The sequence below is a fragment of the uncultured Salinibacterium sp. genome, from assembly GCF_963974405.1.
Classification (GTDB): domain Bacteria; phylum Actinomycetota; class Actinomycetes; order Actinomycetales; family Microbacteriaceae; genus Rhodoglobus.
Window position 1 is genome coordinate 1 of record NZ_CAXBBH010000003.1, and the last position, 21,451, is coordinate 21,451.

21 protein-coding genes are annotated in these 21,451 nt (G+C 60.1%); 2 read left to right on the top strand and 19 right to left on the bottom strand.

The features are described from left to right. Window positions 1-152 precede the first annotated feature (152 nt). Together AACZ26_RS11245 and tyrS are read right to left on the bottom strand one after the other, a co-directional pair. On the bottom strand, window positions 153-713 hold the full coding sequence (locus AACZ26_RS11245) for a dihydrofolate reductase family protein (RefSeq protein WP_339621635.1): 561 nt from the start codon (window positions 711-713) through the stop codon (window positions 153-155). A 28-nt stretch (window positions 714-741) separates the two neighbouring features. Beyond that, window positions 742-2,052, bottom strand: a complete 1,311-nt coding sequence (gene tyrS, locus AACZ26_RS11250; protein WP_339621636.1) for a tyrosine--tRNA ligase — start codon at window positions 2,050-2,052, stop codon at window positions 742-744. 135 nt (window positions 2,053-2,187) lie between these two features. Here tyrS and AACZ26_RS11255 point away from each other — a divergent pair, with 135 nt between their 5' ends. Both AACZ26_RS11255 and AACZ26_RS11260 read left to right on the top strand, forming a co-directional pair. Beyond that, window positions 2,188-2,826, top strand: a complete 639-nt coding sequence (locus AACZ26_RS11255) for a SatD family protein (RefSeq protein ID WP_339621637.1) — start codon at window positions 2,188-2,190, stop codon at window positions 2,824-2,826. Beyond that, the gene (locus AACZ26_RS11260; protein ID WP_339621638.1) at window positions 2,823-3,377 is read left to right on the top strand and encodes a hypothetical protein; all 555 of its coding nucleotides are present in this window, start codon (window positions 2,823-2,825) and stop codon (window positions 3,375-3,377) included. Before AACZ26_RS11255 ends, AACZ26_RS11260 begins: the two co-directional genes overlap by 4 nt. A 40-nt stretch (window positions 3,378-3,417) precedes the next feature. On the opposite strand, the gene AACZ26_RS11265 is transcribed toward AACZ26_RS11260, so the two are convergent. The 17 genes from AACZ26_RS11265 to rplT all read right to left on the bottom strand — a co-directional run bounded on the left by AACZ26_RS11265 (window position 3,418) and on the right by rplT (window position 21,441). After that, window positions 3,418-4,338, bottom strand: coding sequence for a DUF817 domain-containing protein (locus AACZ26_RS11265; RefSeq protein ID WP_339621639.1), 921 nt, complete (start codon window positions 4,336-4,338; stop codon window positions 3,418-3,420). Then, window positions 4,338-4,925: a DNA-3-methyladenine glycosylase gene (locus tag AACZ26_RS11270; protein WP_339621640.1), complete on the bottom strand. Its 588-nt coding sequence runs from the start codon at window positions 4,923-4,925 to the stop codon at window positions 4,338-4,340. The genes AACZ26_RS11265 and AACZ26_RS11270 overlap by 1 nt, the downstream gene beginning before the upstream one ends. A 2-nt stretch (window positions 4,926-4,927) precedes the next feature. After that, window positions 4,928-6,364 carry an argininosuccinate lyase gene (gene argH / locus AACZ26_RS11275; protein ID WP_339621641.1) on the bottom strand — a complete coding sequence of 479 codons (1,437 nt, stop codon included), beginning with the start codon at window positions 6,362-6,364 and terminating at the stop codon, window positions 4,928-4,930. Window positions 6,365-6,366: 2 nt separating this feature from the next. Then, window positions 6,367-7,566 (bottom strand): argininosuccinate synthase, encoded by a 1,200-nt coding sequence (locus AACZ26_RS11280; RefSeq protein ID WP_339621642.1) that lies wholly within the window; start codon window positions 7,564-7,566, stop codon window positions 6,367-6,369. Window positions 7,567-7,633: 67 nt separating this feature from the next. After that, a complete protein-coding gene (argF, locus tag AACZ26_RS11285) occupies window positions 7,634-8,560 on the bottom strand; it encodes an ornithine carbamoyltransferase (RefSeq protein WP_339621643.1) in 927 nt (308 codons plus the stop codon). After that, complete coding sequence (locus AACZ26_RS11290) at window positions 8,557-9,744, bottom strand: acetylornithine transaminase (protein ID WP_339621644.1); 1,188 nt, start codon at window positions 9,742-9,744, stop codon at window positions 8,557-8,559. Before AACZ26_RS11290 ends, argF begins: the two co-directional genes overlap by 4 nt. Further along, the gene (gene argB / locus AACZ26_RS11295; RefSeq protein WP_339621645.1) at window positions 9,741-10,655 is read right to left on the bottom strand and encodes an acetylglutamate kinase; all 915 of its coding nucleotides are present in this window, start codon (window positions 10,653-10,655) and stop codon (window positions 9,741-9,743) included. The genes AACZ26_RS11290 and argB overlap by 4 nt, the downstream gene beginning before the upstream one ends. Continuing rightward, entirely contained in the window at window positions 10,655-11,806 is a 1,152-nt protein-coding gene (gene argJ, locus AACZ26_RS11300) for a bifunctional glutamate N-acetyltransferase/amino-acid acetyltransferase ArgJ (RefSeq protein WP_339621646.1), read from the bottom strand. The genes argB and argJ overlap by 1 nt, the downstream gene beginning before the upstream one ends. Further along, complete coding sequence (gene argC / locus AACZ26_RS11305; RefSeq protein WP_339621647.1) at window positions 11,803-12,849, bottom strand: N-acetyl-gamma-glutamyl-phosphate reductase; 1,047 nt, start codon at window positions 12,847-12,849, stop codon at window positions 11,803-11,805. The genes argJ and argC overlap by 4 nt, the downstream gene beginning before the upstream one ends. 279 nt (window positions 12,850-13,128) lie before the next feature. After that, the gene (pheT, locus tag AACZ26_RS11310; protein ID WP_339621648.1) at window positions 13,129-15,621 is read right to left on the bottom strand and encodes a phenylalanine--tRNA ligase subunit beta; all 2,493 of its coding nucleotides are present in this window, start codon (window positions 15,619-15,621) and stop codon (window positions 13,129-13,131) included. After that, window positions 15,621-16,661, bottom strand: a complete 1,041-nt coding sequence (gene pheS / locus AACZ26_RS11315) for a phenylalanine--tRNA ligase subunit alpha (protein ID WP_339621649.1) — start codon at window positions 16,659-16,661, stop codon at window positions 15,621-15,623. The genes pheT and pheS overlap by 1 nt, the downstream gene beginning before the upstream one ends. 50 nt (window positions 16,662-16,711) lie before the next feature. Next, window positions 16,712-17,671: an amino acid ABC transporter permease gene (locus AACZ26_RS11320; RefSeq protein ID WP_339621651.1), complete on the bottom strand. Its 960-nt coding sequence runs from the start codon at window positions 17,669-17,671 to the stop codon at window positions 16,712-16,714. Continuing rightward, entirely contained in the window at window positions 17,668-18,336 is a 669-nt protein-coding gene (locus AACZ26_RS11325) for an amino acid ABC transporter permease (RefSeq protein WP_339621653.1), read from the bottom strand. The genes AACZ26_RS11320 and AACZ26_RS11325 overlap by 4 nt, the downstream gene beginning before the upstream one ends. Window positions 18,337-18,413: 77 nt before the next feature. Next, window positions 18,414-19,283 carry a glutamate ABC transporter substrate-binding protein gene (locus AACZ26_RS11330; protein ID WP_339621655.1) on the bottom strand — a complete coding sequence of 290 codons (870 nt, stop codon included), beginning with the start codon at window positions 19,281-19,283 and terminating at the stop codon, window positions 18,414-18,416. Window positions 19,284-19,320: 37 nt separating this feature from the next. Further along, window positions 19,321-20,049, bottom strand: a complete 729-nt coding sequence (locus AACZ26_RS11335) for an amino acid ABC transporter ATP-binding protein (protein WP_231600173.1) — start codon at window positions 20,047-20,049, stop codon at window positions 19,321-19,323. Window positions 20,050-20,146: 97 nt separating this feature from the next. Then, window positions 20,147-20,950, bottom strand: a complete 804-nt coding sequence (locus AACZ26_RS11340; protein ID WP_339621657.1) for an RNA methyltransferase — start codon at window positions 20,948-20,950, stop codon at window positions 20,147-20,149. Between the two features lie 104 nt (window positions 20,951-21,054). Then, complete coding sequence (gene rplT, locus AACZ26_RS11345; protein ID WP_009771944.1) at window positions 21,055-21,441, bottom strand: 50S ribosomal protein L20; 387 nt, start codon at window positions 21,439-21,441, stop codon at window positions 21,055-21,057. Window positions 21,442-21,451 lie beyond the last annotated feature (10 nt).

The following is a 21,451-nucleotide window of genomic DNA, read 5'->3' on the forward strand; positions in this document are numbered from 1 at the left end:
CTTTACGTGCACAATCCCCCACCCACCAACACGGTGAACATCCCGGGCGTGTCGCATGATTGCGGCGCACGATCCGACACGAGAAGGTGGGTCGCGAGCAAGCTAGGCGGCGCATTGGACCACCGCTGCCCACCCGCCAAAACGGACCGACTTCACTCCGTTGAGGCATGCGGCACGACGTCATAAACGACGTGCGCAAACTGACCAACAGCGTTCGCCGACTTCAGCCGAAGACGGTCTGAGCCGAGCAACCGAGGGAACAAGGGCGCCCCCGCGACAAGGGCGGCAGGCGCGAATGAGATCGAGATCTGGTCGAGAGCGCCAGCATCCAAGAACTGCGCGGCCAACTCTCCCCCGCCGACAATCCAGATGTCGCCATCGCCCGCGGCTTCGCGTATCGCAGGCAGAGCATCCGTGACACTGCCCTGCACAAAACGCACATCGGCCCCCGTGGGAACAGGCAGCGTGCGAGAAGTGAAGACGAACGTTGGCTTATCACCGAAGAGTTCGGCCCATTTATGTGGTTGCTCGAGGAGATGCTCGTGGTCAAGAACCCACTCATAGGTGGTGGATCCCTCCACCATGACTGTGGCGGTGGGCGCTACCGCAGGAACTTGATCAGCGTCGACCTCAAACAACCACGCGAGAGAATTCTCTTCATCCGCGATAAAACCATTGAGGGTTGATGCTGTTTCGAAGACAATCCGGGACATGCGAACAGGCTATGCGGAGCGTACGACACTACGACGTGACGAAGATTCCCGCGAGAGTCTTCTTGCCGCGACGGAGAACCGCCACATTTCCCGGCAGAAGATCGCCACCGACTACAACCTGGTCATCCGCCACGGCCACATTGTTGAGGTAGACGCCGCCTTGCGAGATTGCTCGTCGTGCTTCGCTGGCGCTCGACACCAACTTCGTGTCGACGAGCAACTGCACGATCGTCGTATCTGCCGAAGTCTCGACGTGCGCAAGCTCACGCAGCGCCGCGGCAAGAGTGTCCGCATCCAACGATGCTAATTCGCCTTGACCAAACAGCGCTGCGGAAGCGGCAATGGCCGCCTCGGTTGCCGCACGGCCGTGCACGAGAGAAGTGACCTCGAACGCGAGAGTCTTCTGCGCTTCACGCCTAAACGGAGCCTCGGCCACGGCGGTCTCGAGAGTGGTGATCTGCTCGCGCGACAAGAAGGTGAAGATCTTCACGCGTTCAATAACATCGGCATCATCCGTGTTGAGCCAGAACTGATAGAACGCGTAGGGGCTCGTCATGTTCGAGTCGAGCCAAATAGCGTTGCCCTCACTCTTGCCAAACTTGGTGCCATCCGAGTTGGTGATGAGCGGGGTGCCGATAGCGTGAACGCTCGCGCCCTCAGCTTTGTGAATGAGGTCAGTTCCGCTGGTGAGATTGCCCCACTGGTCGCTGCCGCCCGATTGCAAGACGCAGCCGTAGTTGCGGTAAAGCTCCAGGAAGTCCATGCCCTGCATGACTTGGTAGCTGAACTCCGTGTAGCTGATGCCCGCGTCACTATTGAGGCGGGCGCTTACAGCATCCTTCTTGAGCATGGTGCCGACTCGGAAGTACTTGCCGACATCGCGCAAGAAGTCGATCGCGCTCATCGGCGCCGTCCAGTCGAGGTTGTTGACCATGCGCAGCGCATTGTCGCCCTCGGTGCTCAAGAATTTTGAGACCTGTGCCTGCAAGTAGCTGACCCACTCGGCAACGGTGTCATTGTCGTTGAGCGTGCGCTCCGCTGTGGGGCGCGGATCGCCAATGAGACCGGTCGCTCCCCCGACGAGCCCGAGGGGTTTGTGGCCAGCCAGCTGAAGGCGACGCAACAGGAGCAATTGCACGAGGTTGCCCAAGTGCAGGCTGGGAGCTGTGGGATCGAATCCGCAGTAGTACGTGATGGGGTCACCGTCGAGGAGCTTCTCGAGAGCATCCGCGTCGGTGGAGACCTGCACGAGCCCTCGCCACGTGAGTTCTTGCCACAGGCTCGCGAATGAGCTGTCGTTGCTTTGAGTACTGAGAGATTCTGATGCTGTCGCTGACACGTCATTAACCGTAGTACCTCGCGCCGGGGTACTGAGAGCAGTAACCGCTTCGGCGACCGCAACGCTAGAGCCCTGATTATTGGAAATCAGGTTTGTGGGACTGATTTTAGGAAATCAATGCTGTAGCCTTTAGCTATGTTTGTGATCACAGCGGACCAACGACACAGCCGCAGCAGCGCCGATGCCGTAGCCCAGACTCTGCAGCGCATCAACGCCGAGCGAGTAGATGACCTCGCCCTGCCCGCCGAACGCACCGCCGGAGACGAAGCTCAGATGCTGCTGAACTCTGCCCACGCTACCCTCGACATCGCCCTCGAACTGACCCGCACTGAGCAGTGGAGCGTGGGTATCGGTATCGGAGCGGTTCCTACGCCCCTCGGCAGCAACGTGCGTGCCACGAGCGGCCCCGCCTTTCTCGCCGCACGCGATGCCATCGACCGAGCGAAAAAAAGCCCCGCCAAGTGTGCGGTCGCGTCAGATCCCGACAGCGAACTTGCCCGCGACATCGAACCACTACTCGAAATGTTGATTCTGTTGCGCAACCGCAGAACCAGCAACGGCTGGGAACTCTACGACCTCCTCAGCACCGGAATCACCCAAGCCGAGGCGGCAGAACGCCTCGGCATCTCGCCACAATCCGCCAGCCAACGAGCGCTCGTGGCCGGATTACGCACCGAAGAAGCCGCTACTCGAGCGCTTGCGAACCTGCTCGACCGGGCACACAGTGGAGTGACGACAGTCAACGCGCTCAGCACAGAGGAAGGCACATCATGATCGGCTGGTGGATCGCGGTACTCGTTCTCACAATTGGAGCGATCGGCGCATCCATGATTGCCGCCCGCACAGAAAAATACTGGCTCGCCACCGTCTCGCTGCTCCCTGTGGGGGTCGCGCTCATCCTCGGATCAACAGGAAACGCAGCGCCCAGCAACGTCTCTGGACTCGTCATCTTGCTCAGCGCAGCACTCGTCGCTCTCGCGACAATCGCCGGCAGCCCGCTCGTCGCCCTCGTGCTCTCGCTTGCCTCGTATCCGGCACCCCGCGGAGAACACGGCGGGATCCTCGTGATTGACGCCAACTCGCCCCTGCCCGAACGTGAGATCCTGCGCGGTGGAAGCACAATCGGCTATCTCGAACGCTTCGCGTTCATCGCCTCGTTCATGGTGGGACAGCCTGGCGCTATCGCCATCATCGTTGCCATCAAAGGACTGGGGCGCTTCTCCGAACTCGAAAACGCGGCCGCCCGCGAACGATTCATTATCGGCACCCTCGTAAGTCTCGTGTGGGCAGGACTGTGCACCGCAGCACTACTCGTCGGGCGCTAAGGACGCCGAACGAACGCAGAACCGCTGGTATCAGCGCTCGCTATGCACCAGAGGCTGCGCTTTCGCCAGCAACCTCCGGAGGCCGCGGCTTCTCGACCCACGTGACCAACACCACCGAGACGATCATCAGCAGAAGCCACGAACCGAGCTTGGCGATCGATACGAGTTCCCAGCCGTCCGACTGATTCGGATACACCCACGCATTCGACCAGGTCGCCACATTTTCGGCGATCCAGATGAAGATCGACACCAATACGAAAGCGACCAGCACGGGCATCCGGAACCTCGCCCGCGAAACCCTGACGTGCATGATGGTGCGCCACCAAACCACCGCGATGGCCGCGAAGAGGAACCACCGAACATCGACGATGAAATGGTGGCTGAAGAAGTTGATGTAGATCAACGAGGCCAGGATCGCGGTGATCCAGCGCCGCGGATAGTGATCGAAACGAAGTTCGAAAAGACGGAAGACGCGCACCATGTACGAGCCGACCGCCGCATACATGAAACCGCTATAGAGCGGGACGCCGAAAATGTGCAGCACACCGTCACCCTCATAAGTCCACGAACCGGCATCCGTCTTGAAGATCTCCATCACCGTTCCCACAATGTGAAACAGGATGATCACCCGCAGTTCACGCAGAGTCTCCAGCTTGAATACGACCATGAGAACTTGGATGGCGAGAGCCGCGAGGACCAAGAAGTCGTTGCGGGCGAGGGCTACCGACTCGGGGTACCAGAGGCGGGTGAGCACAAGAACTGCCAGCAGCGCTGCCCCAAACACGCATGCCCAGGCTTGCTTGAGCACGAACACCGTGAACTCGATCGACCACGTGCGAAGCCGATGCGACCGTACACGGCCACCCGCTGATCGAGAGCCCTGCTCTGCGCCGCGCATGCGATCGAGACGCCGATGCGCCCACTCATCGATGCGCTGTTCCAGCGGTGTAAACCGTGCCATCATCGTCGCTTTCGTTTCACTGCCGCACGATACGGAGACACGCTTGGTTCCCCCGGAATCCAGAAACGCCACGGATACTCAGCGGTACCGCCCTCGCCGGCGACGCCCGTGCGCGGCCCCGCGCTGAACGGAGACTGCGACTCGGGCAGTTCTAGGCGGACGCGGCCGGTCTGCAGGTTGGCGCCAGCGTCATCCAACCGAATTCCGAGCGCCACCACGAGTCGGGCGGGCCCCATCGCAAGATCGGCTGACTTCTGTGAAGTCACACGACGTTTCGCCGCGACACTCTGCCCCTCGATCACTTCTCCCGCGCGCAGCAGAACGGCCGATGCAATCCCCTCGGGCATGCACACGACATTCGCGCACGTGTGCATACCGTAAGTGAAATATGTGTAGAGATGACCGGGCGGGCCATACATCACAGCGTTGCGCTTTCCCGGCCCACGAAAGGCATGCGAACCCGGATCCTCCTCGCCCATGTAGGCCTCAACCTCAGTGATGCGCACGGCGACTTCACCAACACGCACGACAGCGCCCAACACGAGCGGAGCGACCTCAATCGCTGGCCTGTTGAGCAGCTCAAGCACGGCTACTGAAGAAGTTGCGGATCGAGAGCGGCCGCGAGCACGCGCACGCGCTCAGTCAACTCCGCGCGCTGTTCAGCAACTCGCACTGGCGCAGTACCGCCAACGCCGGCACGACTCGATACCGAGCCCTCCACCGTCAGCACCGCACGAACCTCGCCCGTGAGATGCGGCGAAATCGCGGCATAATCGGCGTCTGATGGTTCATGAAGCTCGAGTGAGTTCTCTTCGCAGAATCGCACGAGCGAGCCGCTGATTTCGTGAGCTTCGCGGAACGGAACGTGCTGACGAACCAGCCAGTCCGCCACATCCGTCGCCAGAGAAAAGCCCTGAGGGGCAAGCTCAGCCATGCGCTCCGTGTTGAACCGCAACGTCGCAACCATGCCAGTGAAAGCCGGAAGCAGAACTTCGAGAGTCTCGACCGAGTCGAAAACCGGCTCTTTGTCTTCTTGCAGATCGCGGTTATAGGCGAGAGGCAGGGCCTTCAGCGTCGCCAACAGTCCCGTCAGATTGCCAATCAAGCGACCCGACTTGCCGCGAGCTAGCTCAGCAATGTCGGGGTTCTTCTTTTGCGGCATGATCGATGACCCCGTGGAATACGCGTCATCTAACTGCACAAAATCAAACTCGCGAGTATTCCAGAGAATAATCTCTTCGCTGAGTCGCGAAATATCGATACCGAGCTGCGCAGTGATGAACGCGAACTCAGCCACGACATCCCGGCTCGCTGTTGCATCAATCGAGTTCTCGGTGGGGCGCGCGAGACCCAATTCACGAGCCACCAGCGCGGGGTCGAGGCCAAGCGTGCTGCCGGCGAGAGCACCCGAACCGTAAGGCGACGTGGATGCCCGAGCCGTCCAGTCACGGAAACGCTCAAGCGTGCGCACGAGAGGCCACGCATGCGCAAGCAAGTGATGCGCGAGCAGCACTGGCTGCGCATGTTGGAGGTGCGTGCGACCAGGCATGATCGCCGTGTCGTGTTTCTCCGCCTGAGCCACAAGCGCATCGATGAGGTCAACGACCATCTTCGAAATGGCACCAGCATGATCAAGAAGATAAAGTCGCACGAGAGTCGCGATTTGGTCATTACGGCTGCGGCCAGCTCGAAGCTTGCCCCCGACCTCAGCACCTGCGCGTTCAATGAGCCCGCGCTCAAGAGCGGCGTGAACGTCTTCTTCGGACTCGAGGGAGGTGAAGCTGCCATCGGCAACCGCAGCGCTCAACGAGGCGAGGGCATCCGTCATCGTTTCGAGCTCAGCATCGTCGAGATACCCCGCGGTCGCGAGCGCAATAGCGTGCGCTCGCGAACCGGCGAGGTCGTACTGCGCAAGCTGCCAGTCGAAGTGAGTTGATTTGCTCAACCGGGCAAGCTCAGGTGAAGGGCCACTTGCGAAGCGGGCTCCCCAGAGTTGTCCCTCACCAGTTTCGGCAGATTGCGCCATTATTAGCCCTGCTTTGCGTCGCGACGAGCCGAGATCTTGCTCGGCAGTGACCAGAGTTCGATGAAGCCCTTAGCGAGCGACTGGTCGAATGTGTCACCAGTGTCGTAGGTAGCGAGGCTGAAGTCATAAAGACTCTGCTCTGACTTGCGGCCAGTCGGAACTGCGCGACCGCCCTGCAGCGTCATCCGGATTTCTCCGCTGACGTAACGCTGAGTGTCATCGACGAAGGCATCAAGTGAGCGCTTGAGCCCCGAGTACCAGAGTCCGTCGTAGACCAAGTTGGACCACTCGGCTTCAACACCGCGCTTGTAGCGACCGAGGTCGCGCTCAAGGGTAAGCGACTCGAGTTCTTCGTGGGCAGCGATAAGTGCCATCGCGCCGGGAGCTTCGTACACTTCACGGCTCTTGATGCCAATGAGACGGTCTTCGACCACGTCGATGCGGCCAATGCCGTGCTTTCCGGCGAGCTCGTTCATGTGCTCAACGACAGCGAGCGCCGACATGGCCACTCCGTCGATAGCTACCGGGATACCGGCTTCGAACGTGATTGTAACTTCATCGGCGGGAAGCCCAGCTTCGGGGTTGGACGTGTACTCGTACAGGTCCTCAATGGGAGCGTTCCACGGGTCCTCAAGGAATCCGGTCTCGACAGCGCGACCCCACACGTTCTTGTCGATCGAGTAAGGACTTGCTGCCGACTGGCGGATCGGAAGGTTGTGCTCTTCCGCATAGATGATCGCCTTGTCGCGGGTCAGCGCGAGGTCCCGCACCGGAGCAATGCTCGTGAGGTCGGGGGCGAGCGCAGCTACGGCAGCTTCGAAACGAACCTGGTCGTTTCCCTTACCCGTGCAACCGTGAGCAACACTGTCGGCGCCGAGCGCTTTAGCGGTGAGAGCAAGGTGGCGCGAGATAACCGGACGGCTCAGAGCTGAAACCAGTGGGTAACGCTTCTGGTACAGAGCGTTTGCCTTGAGAGCCGGCATCAAGAAGTCATCGGCGAATTCATCTTTAGCATCGACGACGATCGACTCAACAGCACCACAATCGAGTGCACGCTGGCGGATGTCATCCATGTTTTCGCCGCCCTGGCCGACGTCAATCGCGAGAGCGACGACCTCTTTGCCCGTGGCGTCCTTGAGCCAGCCGATACCTACCGAAGTGTCGAGTCCGCCCGAGTAGGCGAGAACTACGCGTTCTGACATGTGTTTTTCTCCTTGACGTCGTTAATCAGTTTAGGGAACTACAACGGCGGCTTCATGCCGCCAACAACTAGGCAGCTTGGTCAAGCAGCCAAATCATTAGCGCCTTCTGGGCGTGCAGGCGGTTCTCTGCCTCATCCCAAATAACACTCTGTGGACCGTCGATGACGTCTGCTTCAACCTCGTAGCCTCGGTCGGCGGGGAGGCAGTGAAGGAAGATGGCGTCTGGCTTAGCGAGCGCCATCATCGCGGCATCCACCTTGTAAGCACCGAACGCGGCAACGCGAGCAGCCTTCTCGTCTTCTTTGCCCATCGACACCCATGTGTCAGTAACAACAACATCGGCACCGGTCACAGCCTCAGCAGGGTCGGTGAGAATCGCAATCGACCCACCAGTGGACGCCGAAATCGTCTCGGCGTCGGCTACGACATCCGCGAGGGGCAGGTATCCAGCGGGGCAGGCGATTCGCACGTGCATACCCGCGGTGGCTCCCGCCAGAAGGTAGGAGTGGACCATGTTGTCAGCACCATCACCGAGGAACGCAACGGTCAAGCCCTTGAGCTCACCCTTATGCTCGCGAATCGTCAGCAGATCGGCCAACAGCTGGCAGGGGTGGAACTCATCACTGAGAGCGTTGATGACGGGAACCTGAGTTCCGTGCGCCATCTCAATGAGACCCTGCTGGCCATAAGTGCGCCACACAATGGCAGCCACCTGGCGCTCAAGCACCCGTGCCGTATCCGACGCCGTCTCCTTGCCACCCAATTGACTGTTGGCAGTAGAGATGATGAGAGGCGAACCACCAAGATCAGCGATGCCGACCGCAAACGACACCCGAGTGCGCGTCGATGACTTGTCGAAAATCACCGCAACCGTCTGGGGTCCTTCGAGCGGTTTACGCCCCCAACGATCGGCCTTGACCTTCTCGGCCAAATCAAGAATTTCGAGTTGCTCGGCTGGACTGAGGTCATCATCGCGAAGAAAGTGCCTGGTCATGATGCCTCCGTAGGTGTTTCGTTGAGTACTGCGTTCAGCACGGCGCTGAACGTGTCGATGAACTCGGTGATCTCGGCGTCGCCGATGATCAGGGGTGGAGCGAGTCGAATCGTCGACTCATTCGGTGCGTTGACGATCAAACCGTGGTCGAGAGCCACCGCAACGATGCGCTGAGCAACCGGCTGCGACAAACCGACGCCAACGAGCAAGCCACGACCGCGCAACTCCGCGACCAAGGGCGAACCCATCGCCGTCAGTGCAGTGCGCAACTCGGCGCCGCGCTTCGCAGCATTGTCGACAAGTCCATCTGTCTCGATGTGCTCAAGCACCGCGTTGCCAACGGCACAGACCAAAGGATTTCCGCCAAAGGTCGTGCCATGCTGCCCCGGTTGCAAGAGCGTGGATGCCGCCCCGAACGTGACAAGGGCACCGATCGGCACTCCCCCGCCGATTCCCTTCGCGAGCGTAATAGCATCAGGAACAATGCCGCTTTCCTGGAACCCAAACCAGCGACCCGTGCGTCCGGCTCCTGTCTGGATTTCGTCGACGATGAGCAGCACGCCGTGCTGAGTCGTGAGTTCTCTCGCCGCTTCGAGGTAACCAGCAGGCAGCTCGCGCACCCCCGCCTCGCCCTTGATGGGCTCAACGAAGAGTGCTGCGACATCCGGCCCGATCGCTGCGGTAAGCGCCTCAATAGTGGAGTCAATGTGCTCGACATTGGGCATCAAGGGCTCGAAGGGTTCACGCAGTGCAGCTTTGCCGGTTATGGAGAGCGCCCCGATCGAACGACCATGAAAGGAATCCTGCAAAGACAGGATGCGCGGGCGACCCGTGCGGCGGGCCAGCTTGATTGCTGCTTCATTCGCTTCGGTACCCGAGTTTGCGAAGAAGACACGACCCTCTCCGCCCGCACCGGAGATACGCAGCAAGCGCTCGGCGAGAGCGAGTTGCGGCTCGGTCGCGAAGAAGTTCGAGACGTGCAGCAGGTTGGCTTGGCTCGTCAGCGCGCCCACAACGGCTGGGTGATTATGGCCGAGAGAATTGACGGCAATTCCCCCCAGGAAATCGAGGTAGCGCTTGCCCTCAGAGTCAAAGACCGTGCATCCCTCGCCGCGAACGAGCTCAACCTTTGGTGTGCCAAAGGTGTTCATGATGCGGTGTTCGTAATCGTCTTTCCAGCTCATGCGGGTACCACCTCGGTGCCAATTCCGTCTTTCGTGAAGACTTCGAGAAGAATCGAATGCGGGGCTCGACCATCGATGATGGCGGCCTTCGGCACACCGGCATCGACCGCTTCGAGACACGCGGTCATCTTCGGGATCATGCCCGATTCGAGGCTCGGGAGCAGATCACGCAACTCATCGGTATTGATAATCGACACGAGTGAATCGGTGTTCGGCCAGTCGCTGTATAGTCCAGCGACATCGGTGAGAATCACGAGCTTGGCCGCGTCGAGCGCGATCGCGAGCGCTGCCGCCGCCGAATCGGCGTTGACGTTGAGCAGACCAGAACCGTCATCCTCAACTTCGCCACCGTCTTGGGCAAGAGTGGAGACAACCGGAATGTGGTCGTCGGCCAATACATCCAGTACTCGCTGAGGGTCGACCTCGGTGACATTACCGACAAGCCCTAAGTCGATGCGCGCTCCGGCGATCTCCTTGATCATGCGCTCACCCGTAAATAGAGAGTGCTCGTGGCCGGCGATACCGTTGGCGAGGTCACCGTGCTCGTTGATGAGATCAACAAGTTCTGCACCCACCTGATCGGTCAGGACATCGCGCACAACATCAATCGACTCTTCCGTCGTCACGCGGTAACCAGCACGGAACTCTGACTCAATACCGCGAATCTTGAGTTCTTTAGTGATCTGGGGGCCACCACCGTGCACAATGACTGGGCGCACACCGGCAAGACGCAGATAAACCATGTCCTGCACAAAAGCGCGCTTCAGTTCGTCATTGATCATGGCGTTGCCGCCAAACTTCACCACAATGATGCGGTTGCGGAAGCGCTTCAACCACGGAAGCGCCTCAATCAGCACTCCCGCCTTCGTCATAGCCTGCTCGTGCTCAGGACCGTGCGTGAACTCGGCCATCAGCTTGAGTACGCGCTGTTCTCATGCACGTAATCGTGCGTGAGGTCATTGGTCAGAATCGTGGCTTCCGCGTCGCCGGTCGCAAGATCGATCAGCACGTGAACCGCGCGTCCCGTGAGATCAACCTCGTCGCGCGAACGATCCGGGGCGCCCGCGTGGCACACCCGCACACCGTTCATCGAAACATCGACCGCGTAAGGGTCGAAAGCGGCATCCGTGGTTCCGATCGCCGCCAGTACGCGACCCCAGTTGGGATCGTTGCCGAAGATGGCCGCTTTGAAGAGATTATTACGCGCCACCGAACGGCCAACAACTACGGCATCGTCTTCCTTAGCGGCACCGACAACTTCGATGCGGATGTCGTGGCTCGCGCCCTCAGCGTCACCCTGCAGTTGTTCGGCAAGATCCTTACAGACGCTCGTGACGAGCGCGGCGAACTCTGCCGCATCAGGAGTCACACCTGAGGCGCCCGAAGCCAGGAGAGTTACTTGATCGTTTGTCGACATGCAACCGTCAGAGTCGAGGCGGTCGAAAGTGACACGGGTCGCTTCCCGCAGCGCACGGTCAAGGTCGGACGAGGCGACAGCGGCGTCAGTGGTGATCACGACGAGCATGGTGGCAAGACCCGGTGCGAGCATCCCCGCACCCTTGGCCATGCCGCCGACCGTGTAGCCGCTGCCAGAGGCAACCGCTGTCTTGGGCTTGCTGTCGGTGGTCATGATGGCGAGGGAGGCGTTCGTGCCACCCTCAACGCTCAGTGCCTCGACTGCCGCGGACATTCCCGCGAGAACCTTGTCTTGCGGAAGCTGCTCACCAATAAGCCCTGTCGAGCATACGAGGATATCGCCAGCTGACGCGCCGAGCGACTCGGCGACGTGCTCAGCAGTGGCATGCGTCACCTGAAAACCTTGCGGGCCTGTAAAACAGTTAGCTCCGCCGGAGTTGAGGGCAATGGCCGTGACAACACCGTCATCGATGACTTGCTTCGACCAGATGATCGGATGAGCTTGAGCGCGGTTGCTCGTGAACACCGCGGCGGCATCGAAACGCGGTCCACGGTTGACGATGAGGGCGACATCGAGGCCGCCACTCGCTTTGAGGCCGGCTTCGACACCGGCGGCTTCGAATCCTGCGGCTGTTGTGACACTCATGGTGCTACTCCGTCCAGCGCGAGGCCGAGGGTTTCTTCAAGCCCCAACGCAATATTTGTCGATTGAATGGCGGCGCCTGCGGTGCCCTTGACGAGATTGTCGATCGCGCTCACAACAACGAGACGGCGAGCGGACTCGTCAATCGCGAGACCGATAAGGGCCGTATTAGCGCCGAGTGTGTCAGCAGTGCGCGGGAACTGCCCCTCGGGAAGAACGTGCACGAAAGGCTCGTCGGCATAGGCGCTCTCCCACGCTTCCCGTACCTGTGCGGCCGTGACACCGTCAGCGAGCTTCGCTGTCGTCGTCGCGAGAATTCCCCGCGACATCGGGACCAGCATCGGGGTGAAAGAAACAGTGACGCTCGGTGCGCCAGCGACCTTCAAGTTTTGAGCGATCTCAGGGGTATGGCGATGGGTGCCGCCCACGGCATACGCCGACGCTGAACCCATCATTTCGCTCGCCAACAAGTTCACCTTCAGGCTCTTGCCCGCACCGGATGGCCCCACAGCGAGCACCGCAACGATGTCTTCAGACTCGATGAGAGACGAGCGGATGCCCGGCGCAAGCGCCAGCGTGATCGCCGTGACGTTGCACCCCGGCACCGCGATGCGCTTCGAACCGGCGAGGACTTGCCGTTGCGTGCCCCCAGCGGAATGCAGAAGCTCGGGCATCCCGTAGTCCCACGCGCCGAAGTACTCGCCACCATAGAACGCCGCCCAGTCGTCGGGGCTCGTCAAGCGGTGATCAGCACCACAGTCGACTACGAGGGTGTCTGGGCTGAGTTCAGCCGTCAACTCCCCCGACTTGCCGTGCGGCAAAGCGAAGAAAACGACATCGTGCCCGGCGAGCACGGACGGCTCAGTCGGTTGGAGTTCGAGGTGAGCCAGGGACCGCAAATGGGGCTGGACATCGATCAAACGTTGGCCAGCGTTACTAAACGCGGTCACCGTTGTGACGTCGAACTCAGGGTGGGTGGACAACAGGCGAAGAAGCTCGCCACCGGCATAACCGCTGGCACCGGCCACAGCGACCGAAATTGACATGGAATTACCTTCAGTGGGGTTCGGAAACGAGAACACTTGCGGCGGCGTTTCACACGACCTCGTGGGTCATGGCAAAACTCCGCCTATCGTCGCTCGTCAGCCCCGCGCAGTACCGGCGAAGACGGCGCAACAAAGCGCAGCGAAAGTCGCTGGCAGGAGGCGCGGAGGTCGGTCACATTTCTAGAATAGTCCCCTGACAGCGCGGCAGGCTAATCGACGAGCCGACAAAGCCGGTTGCCACTCTCACGGTGACAACCGGCTTTCGGCGTATTCGGACCGCTACTCGCGCAGTTCGGCGCCTACGCGCTCGCTAGCACGAGCGACTGCAGCGTTCTTCGCGTCGGTAGCTTCGGCCTGCGTCAACGTGCGGTCAACAGCGCGGAAGCGCAGAGCGAACGTCAATGATTTGTGCGTCTCGGGGATACCCGTGCCGCGGTAGTCATCGACCAGGCGTACCTGTTCGAGCAGTGCTCCTGCGCCCTCACGAATAATGGCCAAGAGCTCACCAGCCTGAACTTCTGAAGGCACAACCAACGACAGGTCCTGAGTTGCAGCAGGGTACGAGATGATCGGCGTGGCAGCAACGTCCTCTGCAGCGCTTTCGATGAGCACGCTGAGGTCGAGTTCAAGCACCGCGACTACTCGCGGCAAGTCGAGCTCGAGAGCGAGAGCAGGCAACAACTCGCCGGCATACCCCACGGTCTGCTGCCCCACACGGAGTTCGGCAGTTCGCCCCGGATGCATCGAGTGATGGCGACCGGTGACAACCTCGATCTCAACCGACAGCGTCGCCGCGAGGTGCTGAACTGTGGCGAGCGCATCCGTTAATCCCCGAGAAACCGACTGTTGGCCAGGCTGACGCGTAACGGCATCACCGAGGAAGAGCGCGGCAACGTGCCACGGCTGCTCGGGGATGCTTGAGCGGAGGTCGGCGAGAGCGGAGTCCGCAGGCAACTCGTAGCCGAGCGGCAACGACGTGCTTCCATAGCTGCGTCCCGCTTCGGGCAAGAAGACGGTTCCGACCTCAAACAGGGCAAGATCGGTCAGGCCGCGAGACACGTTGCGGTGGGCGATAGCCGCGAGACCCGGAATCAACGAACGACGCATCGTGGCGGCATCCGGGTCGAGAGCGTTCGCGAGCTTAATAGTGGTCGCTCCCCCAGTTTCGGGCGAACCAAAGCAGTCATTCGAATGCTGCGAAATGAACGGGTAGGCCAACACCTCGGTGAGACCGGATGCTGCAAGGCTATTCGAGACCGTACGTCGCAGCCGCTGCGCCCGCGTGAGCCCGCGACCCGGAGGTGCAACCGGAAGAACCGCCGGAATACGGTCGTACCCGACGATACGCGCAACTTCTTCGACAAGAGTGGTCTTGTCGCCCAAGTCGGGGCGCCAGCTCGGCGGCGTGACACTCCAGCCGGTATCGGTCGATTCGACGGTGGCTCCGATCGCCTGCAGCGAATCGGTAATCTCGTCGGCAGAGTAATTCACGCCGATGAGCCCCTGAGGGTAGCCCTCCGGAAGGTCAACGGCATCCGCAGCGTGATCGGCCAGCAGATCGCTGCCGAGCTCGTCAACGCTTCCTCCACCGAGCTCGACCAACAGTTCAACAACGCGAGCAGCGGCAGCAGGAGCAACCAGCGGGTCAACACCACGCTCAAAACGACGCGACGCTTCGCTGCCGAGCTTGTGACGTCGCGCGGAGCGTGCGATCGAAATGGGCTCGAAGTTTGCGGCCTCAATCAGGACGTTGGTGGAGGCATCCGTAATCTCAGTGCTCGCACCGCCCATGACGCCGGCAAGACCGATCGGGCCTGACTCATCGGTGATCAGCAGGTCTTCCGGGTCGAGCGTGCGGGTCTTGTCGTCGAGCGTCGTGAGGGTCTCCCCTGCCCGTGCACGACGAACCGTCAGCCCGCCCGATACGCGGTCGAGGTCGTACGCGTGGATCGGCTGCCCGAGCTCAAGCATGACGTAGTTCGTGATGTCTACCGTGAGCGAGATCGAGCGGATGCCGGCCAGCGCCAGCCTCGTGATCATCCACGACGGCGTTGGCTTGGTGACATCCACGTTGCGGACGACTCGCGTGACGAAAGCACGCACCCCAATGCGGCCGCGAATCGGCGCCTCATCAGAGATGACAACGGGGAAACCGCTCGCCTCGGTGATGGTGGGGGCATCAGCGGGATCAGTGAACGTCGCACCCGTCGAGAGCGCGTATTCGCGGGCGACACCGCGCAATGACATCGCGTAGCCGCGGTCGGGAGTGACGTTGATTTCGACAGCGAAGTCATCGAGACCGAGCAGCTCGATCGCGCTCGTTCCCACCTCGGGGTCGAGACCCAGCGTGGACAGCACGAGGATGCCGTCGTGTTCGTCACCGAGCCCAAGTTCACGAGTAGACGCGATCATCCCGTCGGAAACGTGGCCGTAGGTTTTGCGCGCAGCGATGGGGAATGGGCCAGGAAGCACCGAACCAGGAAGCGTGACAACGACCTTGTCTCCGACAACGAAGTTGTGCGCTCCACAGACAATGCCGCGCGGTTCGTCTTCACCGACATCCACTTGGCACCAGTTAATGGTCTTGCCATTGGACTGCGGCTCGCCCACGAACTCGAGAACCTGGCCGACGACGACCGGGCCCGAGATATCGAAGTCGTGAACGTCTTCTTCTTCAAAGCCGACCTTGACGAGGGCAGCATGAACTTGCTCGTGGGTAATGTCTGCGGGGATCTCGACGAATTCCCGCAACCAACTCAAGGGAACTTTCATCAGACCACCATTCCGAACTGCTGGGAGAAGCGAATATCGCCCTCGACCATGTCACGCATGTCGTTCATTTCGTTGCGGAACTGGAGCGTGCGCTCAATTCCCATACCAAAGGCGAAGCCTTGGTACTCGTCGGGGTCGATGCCAGCAGCGCGCAGAACGTTGGGGTTGACCATGCCGCAGCCACCCCATTCAACCCAGCGTGCGCCACCCTTTGCGTTGGGCTGCCACACGTCCATTTCGGCGCTGGGCTCGGTAAACGGGAAGTAGTTGGGGCGCAGTCGAATCTGGGCACCGTCGCCGAACATGGCGCGAGCGAGGTGCTCGAGCGTGCCGCGGAGGTGAGCCATCGTGAGGCCCTTGTCGATCGCAATGCCCTCCAACTGGTGGAAAACAGGCGTGTGAGTCGCATCGAGCTCGTCGGTGCGGAAAACCCGGCCGGGTGCGACAACGTAGACCGGGAGTGGACGTTCGAGTAGCGAACGGATCTGGACCGGGCTCGTGTGCGTACGCAACAGCAGATGCGAGTCAACAGGGTCAATGAAGAAAGTGTCTTGCATCGCCCGCGCGGGGTGATCTTCATCAAAGTTAAGTGCGTCGAAGTTGAACCACTCATTCTCAAGCTCGGGGCCTTCGGCGACCTCCCAGCCCATGCCAACGAAGATGTCGCTCATGTGCTCCATGAGCAGGCTCAGCGGATGCCGGGCACCTTTCACATAGCGGGTGGCGATGGCCGTGACATCTACGGCTTCGGCCGCAAGCTTGGCTTGCTCTTCAGCGACGGCCAGCTCGGCCTCACGAGCACTAAAGGCACCGTTGACGCGACCGCGCGCGGCTCCGATGAGCTTGCCCGTGGCAGCTCGGTCGGCGGGCGCCACGTTCTTCATCTGAGCGTTGAGCGCCGCCAGTGGCGAGCCGTCGGCAAGATGGGCGCCGCGCACCGTTTTGAGGTCGGCCATTGTCGCGGCGGATTCGATGGCAGCAAGTGCTGCTTCGACCGCTGCGGTTACCGCTGGTTCTGTGATCGGGGTGGGTTCAGACACAAGAACCGAGTTTAGCCGACACCGCTGTCGCGGGCGGCCCTCCGGAGTAGCTAGTTTCCGCCCATTCCACCGCTGCCACCAGCAGCTCCGCTGTTATCGACGCCATAACTAGCGTGACCGCGCGGAGCGAGTGTTATCGCCCGCGTGCCTTCGGCTCCTGGGTTCTTTGGCCCATCCGGAGTGGTCGCACCGTCCTTGGGCCCACTCTTTTTCGCAATATAACGCGCGATGTACGACAGGCTTACGTTCATGACGAGGTAGATAACGAGACCAACGGCGAAAAGAGTGAATACGTAGCGGCTGCCGTAGAAGTTCTGAAGCTCCTTGATCGTGCGCGACAACTCGGGGTAAGCAACGACGTACGCCAGCGAGGTGTCTTTCAAGAGAACGACGAGTTGAGCCAAGATGATCGGCAGCATCTGACGGAATGCTTGAGGGAACTCGATGATGAAGCGAGTCTGAAGCGACGTGAGACCGATCGAGAGCCCACCCTCACGTTGCCCTTTGGGCAGTGAACTAATACCGGCCCGCAGCGCTTCACCAATAATCGCGCCGTTGTAGATCGCAAGACCAAGAACACCGGCCCAATAGCCACCGGTTGAGAACATCAGGAAGACAAAGAAGATCAGCAGCAGCAGGGGCATTCCGCGGAAGATTTCGAGGGCGATCGACGTCGGGATACGAACCCATTTGGACGCCGCAGTACGACCAAACGAGAACAATATTCCGATGACGATCGCGAGTACTGCTGCAGCTCCCGCCATGCGCAAAGTGTTGACTACAGCGCGACCAAAGGCGCCCCAGACTTCGGGGTCAGAGAGGATGTCGGTCCTCGATGGGTCGAAGAGCCCTGGTTGCTCGGCGCCGTTGGCGCTGACGCGCGGTGCTGCCAAAATGAAATAGACCCAAATGATCAAGCCGATGATTAGAACGGCACCGACAACGGAGGCGATAGCCGAGTTGCGCCGGGTCTTAGGACCGGGGGCGTCGTAAAGTACGCTCGCGCTCATCGCAGCACCATAACCTTCTTCTCGATCGCTCCGGCTATCAGCCCAAGCGGAATAGTGATTGCCAAATAGAGAGCCGCGGCGTAAACGAGAGTGAGCAGTACGAGGTCACCGTGGTCACGCGACGCGGCGCCCGTCGCTTTGAAAAGCTCGTTGACAAAAAAGGCTCCTGCAACCGAAGTGTTCTTCGTCAACGCGATGAAGACGTTGATAAGCGGGGGCACAACCATACGGCTTGCCTGCGGCAGGATCACGAGGCCGACAGTTTGTGTGAATCCCATGCCGATACTGCGGGCGGCTTCGGCTTGACCAACGGGAACACCGTTAAACCCTGAACGGACCGCTTCTGCTACGAATGGCGAGGTGTACAGCGTCAAGCCCAGAGCAGCCAACAGGAAGTAGTCGAGTTCGACCCCGAGAATGGGCAACACGAAGGCACAGAAAAACAAGACAAGAAGCAGCGGGATGTTGCGGAGTATCTCGGTATAAACCGTGGCGAAAATTCGCAAGGAAGGAACCGGGGAAATACGCATCGCAGCGATAAACACCCCAAGAATAAACGCCCCGACGCCAGCGATTCCCAAAAGAGCCAACGTCAGAAGAAAGCCCTCCATGTAGAGCGGCGTTATGTCGACTAGGGCGTCGATCGCGTTAGTGATGACGTCCATCCGGGCCTCCTGAAAATTAAGTGAATAGGGCGTAGCAGGTGCCCGCCCGCGTTAGCCGCGGACGGGCACCGAGCACACTAGTTGCTGTAGCGGTCTACAGCGGGAGGGGTCGGGAGCTTCAGGACCTTGCCTGCAGTTGCTTCCCAAGCCGCGTCCCACGAGCCGTCGGAGTACGAGTTCTCAAGAACGTCGTTGATGTAGTCGCGGAATGCGTCGTCATCGCGCTCAAGACCGATACCGTAGGGCTCTTCGGTGAAGGGGTTGCTCAGAACTTCGAACTCGCCAGCGTTCTGATCGGCAAGTCCAGCCAAGATCACGTTGTCAGTGGTGACAGCGACAACCTTGCCGCTACGAAGCGGCTCAAGGCAGGCGGAGTAAGCGTCGGTCGTGATGAGGTCGACGTTGTACTCAGCGATGTTCTTCTCTGAGGTCGAGCCGGCGACGCTGCAGACGCCCTTGCCTTCGAGGTCCTCGGGGCCGGTGATGCCCTCAGGGTTGCCCTCAAGAACGAGGATGTCCTGGCCCGCGTTGTAATAAGGACCAGCGAAGGAAATGACTTCCTTGCGAGTGTCGTTGATCGTGTACGTAGCGATCACAATATCTACAGTGCCGTTCTCGATGAACGTCTCACGGTTAGCGGAAACGGTCTCTTTCCACTCGATGTTGTCTTCGCTAATCCCCAGCGACGCAGCAATGATCTTGCCGATCTCGACGTCAAAGCCGACAGGGTCGCCCGACGGTCCCTTGAGGCCGAACAGCGGCTGGTCGAACTTGGTACCAATGGTGATCTTGCCGGCATCCGCCAAGTCAGCCATCGTGGTTCCTGCGTCGAATTCTGGAACTTCGATGTCTGGAGTGGGGGTAGAAGTGTCTGCTGCGCACGCGCTGAGGCCGAGAATACCGGCAACGGCGATGGCAGAAATCATCAGACCTTTTTTGAGTCTCATGTGTTTCTCCTTGCTGCTGTGAGGATTACCCGCTGAGTTAGTGGGTAAGGATTTTCGAGAGGAAGTCTTGCGCTCTCGGAGATTGAGGGTTGGTGAAGAACTGCTCGGGTTCGGCCTCTTCAACGATTTCGCCATCCGCCATAAAGATCACGCGGTCGGCAGCCTTACGAGCGAAGCCCATCTCGTGCGTGACAACCAGCATGGTCATGCCGTCTTTGGCTAGCTGCACCATGACATCCAAAACCTCGTTGATCATCTCGGGGTCGAGAGCCGACGTCGGCTCATCGAGCAGGATGATCTTGGGATCCATCGCGAGCGAACGAGCAATAGCGACACGCTGTTGCTGTCCACCGGAGAGTTGAGCTGGCATCTTGGATGCTTGGTTGCCGATGCCGACACGATCGAGCAACTCCATCGCGTGCTTGTCTGCCTCGGCCTTAGAAATCTTGCGCACCCGGCGCGGGCCGAGCGTGACGTTTTCAAGAATCGTTTTGTGGGCAAAGAGGTTGAAGGACTGGAAAACCATACCGACGTCTGCACGCAACTTGGCGAGCCCAGCGCCTTCTTCGGGAAGCAGCTTGCCATCGATAGTGATGGTTCCGTCGTCAATTGTCTCAAGGCGGTTGATCGCACGACACAGCGTGGACTTTCCCGAACCACTTGGCCCAATAACGACAACTACTTCGCCACGCTTAATGGTGGTCGAAATGTCTTTGAGCACGTGAAGCTCACCGTAATGTTTGTTGACATGGTCGATAACGACCAGAGGTTCACCGCTCTGTGCTGGCATATAGAAAGACAACCACATGCCTTCGAGGAGGGTCAATCGCCGCGCCTAGTTGTAACACGCTCGTGACAAGAAATCAGTGACTGCGTTGCGCGAAAGCACTTTCGTAGAGGCACACTGATGCCGCAGTCGCCAAGTTCATCGATTCAGCGTGTCCATAAATGGGAACCGAAATTACCCAATCCGCAAGCGCATAGTGGTCGTCACTGAGCCCGCGCGCTTCGTTACCGAACAGCCACGCCGCGGGATGATCAAGCACACCCTCATTGCGGGCGGCCAACAAGTCGCCGCCCTTGATATCGGCGGCAAGAACCCGCAGACCCTCACCCTTGACCCGCTCAAGCACTGCCTCTAACTCAGCACCAACAGCAACAGGAACGTGGAAGAGCGATCCCGTCGTCGCGCGAACGACCTTGGGGTTGTAAAGATCCACACTACGACCGGTCAGGATCACAGCGTCAGCACCCGCAGCATCCGCGGCACGGATGATCGTGCCCGCGTTACCCGGATCACGCACCTCTTCGAGGATCGCGATGAGCTTCGGGCCGTCGGCGAGGATGTCTTTGAGTGATGTGGGGAACTGGCGGCACACCGCGAGCACCCCCTGAGGAGTGACGGTATCTGCCATCGTTTCGAGCACTTGCTCGGAGACGAATTCGACGTCGACACCTGCTTCTTCGGCCGCACGAGCAATGCCGCTGTGGCGCTCAAGAGCGGTGGGAGTCGCGTAGAGCTCGACAAGAAGATCCGGGCGGAATTCGAGCGCCTCAGACACTGCCTGTGGCCCCTCCAAAAGAAAAAGCCCAGTCTCAGACCGGGCACTCTTCTTAGCGAGTTTGGCCACTGCTCGTACGCGTGGAGAACGCGGGTTATCGATCACGAATCAAGCCTATGCGCGCACCCCAGTTATACGAGAATCGGCACGCTGCAGAGACCAAATTGGTCACTACAGCGTGCCGATTGCACGAATAGTTGTGCGGCTCGTTATGCAGCCGAACGGGGTGCCGACGTGTCAGCGGGCAGCGCAGCCTTAGCGGTTGCAACCAGCGACGCGAACGTGGCGGGCTCGGTGACAGCGAGGTCAGCGAGGATGCGACGGTCAACCTGCACACCAGCAAGGTTCAAACCCTGGATGAGACGGTTGTAGGTGAGGCCGTTGGCACGCGATGCAGCGTTAATACGCTGGATCCACAGACGACGGAATTCACCCTTGCGGGCACGACGGTCGCGGTACGCGTAGACGAGCGAGTGAGTGACCTGCTCCTTGGCCTTACGGTACAGACGCGAACGCTGTCCACGGTAACCCTTGGCGCGCTCGAGGATAACCCGACGCTTCTTGTGAGCGTTTACGGCTCTTTTTACTCTTGCCATTATGTGTGTC

Excerpts from the sequence above, each read along its gene's own strand:
- argB (WP_339621645.1), bottom strand. The coding sequence starts at position 10,655 with ATGGCCGAGTTCACGCACGGTCCTGAGCACGAGCAGGCTATGACGAAG.
- AACZ26_RS11260 (WP_339621638.1), top strand. The coding sequence starts at position 2,823 with ATGATCGGCTGGTGGATCGCGGTACTCGTTCTCACAATTGGAGCGATC.
- argC (WP_339621647.1), bottom strand. The coding sequence starts at position 12,849 with ATGTCAATTTCGGTCGCTGTGGCCGGTGCCAGCGGTTATGCCGGTGGC.
- pheT (WP_339621648.1), bottom strand. The coding sequence starts at position 15,621 with ATGAAAGTTCCCTTGAGTTGGTTGCGGGAATTCGTCGAGATCCCCGCA.
- AACZ26_RS11280 (WP_339621642.1), bottom strand. The coding sequence starts at position 7,566 with ATGTCAGAACGCGTAGTTCTCGCCTACTCGGGCGGACTCGACACTTCG.
- AACZ26_RS11265 (WP_339621639.1), bottom strand. The coding sequence starts at position 4,338 with ATGGCACGGTTTACACCGCTGGAACAGCGCATCGATGAGTGGGCGCAT.
- argH (WP_339621641.1), bottom strand. The coding sequence starts at position 6,364 with ATGGCGCAATCTGCCGAAACTGGTGAGGGACAACTCTGGGGAGCCCGC.
- AACZ26_RS11325 (WP_339621653.1), bottom strand. The coding sequence starts at position 18,336 with ATGGACGTCATCACTAACGCGATCGACGCCCTAGTCGACATAACGCCG.
- argF (WP_339621643.1), bottom strand. The coding sequence starts at position 8,560 with ATGACCAGGCACTTTCTTCGCGATGATGACCTCAGTCCAGCCGAGCAA.
- AACZ26_RS11255 (WP_339621637.1), top strand. The coding sequence starts at position 2,188 with ATGTTTGTGATCACAGCGGACCAACGACACAGCCGCAGCAGCGCCGAT.
- argJ (WP_339621646.1), bottom strand. The coding sequence starts at position 11,806 with ATGAGTGTCACAACAGCCGCAGGATTCGAAGCCGCCGGTGTCGAAGCC.
- AACZ26_RS11245 (WP_339621635.1), bottom strand. The coding sequence starts at position 713 with ATGTCCCGGATTGTCTTCGAAACAGCATCAACCCTCAATGGTTTTATC.
- rplT (WP_009771944.1), bottom strand. The coding sequence starts at position 21,441 with ATGGCAAGAGTAAAAAGAGCCGTAAACGCTCACAAGAAGCGTCGGGTT.
- AACZ26_RS11330 (WP_339621655.1), bottom strand. The coding sequence starts at position 19,283 with ATGAGACTCAAAAAAGGTCTGATGATTTCTGCCATCGCCGTTGCCGGT.
- AACZ26_RS11320 (WP_339621651.1), bottom strand. The coding sequence starts at position 17,671 with ATGAGCGCGAGCGTACTTTACGACGCCCCCGGTCCTAAGACCCGGCGC.
- AACZ26_RS11290 (WP_339621644.1), bottom strand. The coding sequence starts at position 9,744 with ATGAGCTGGAAAGACGATTACGAACACCGCATCATGAACACCTTTGGC.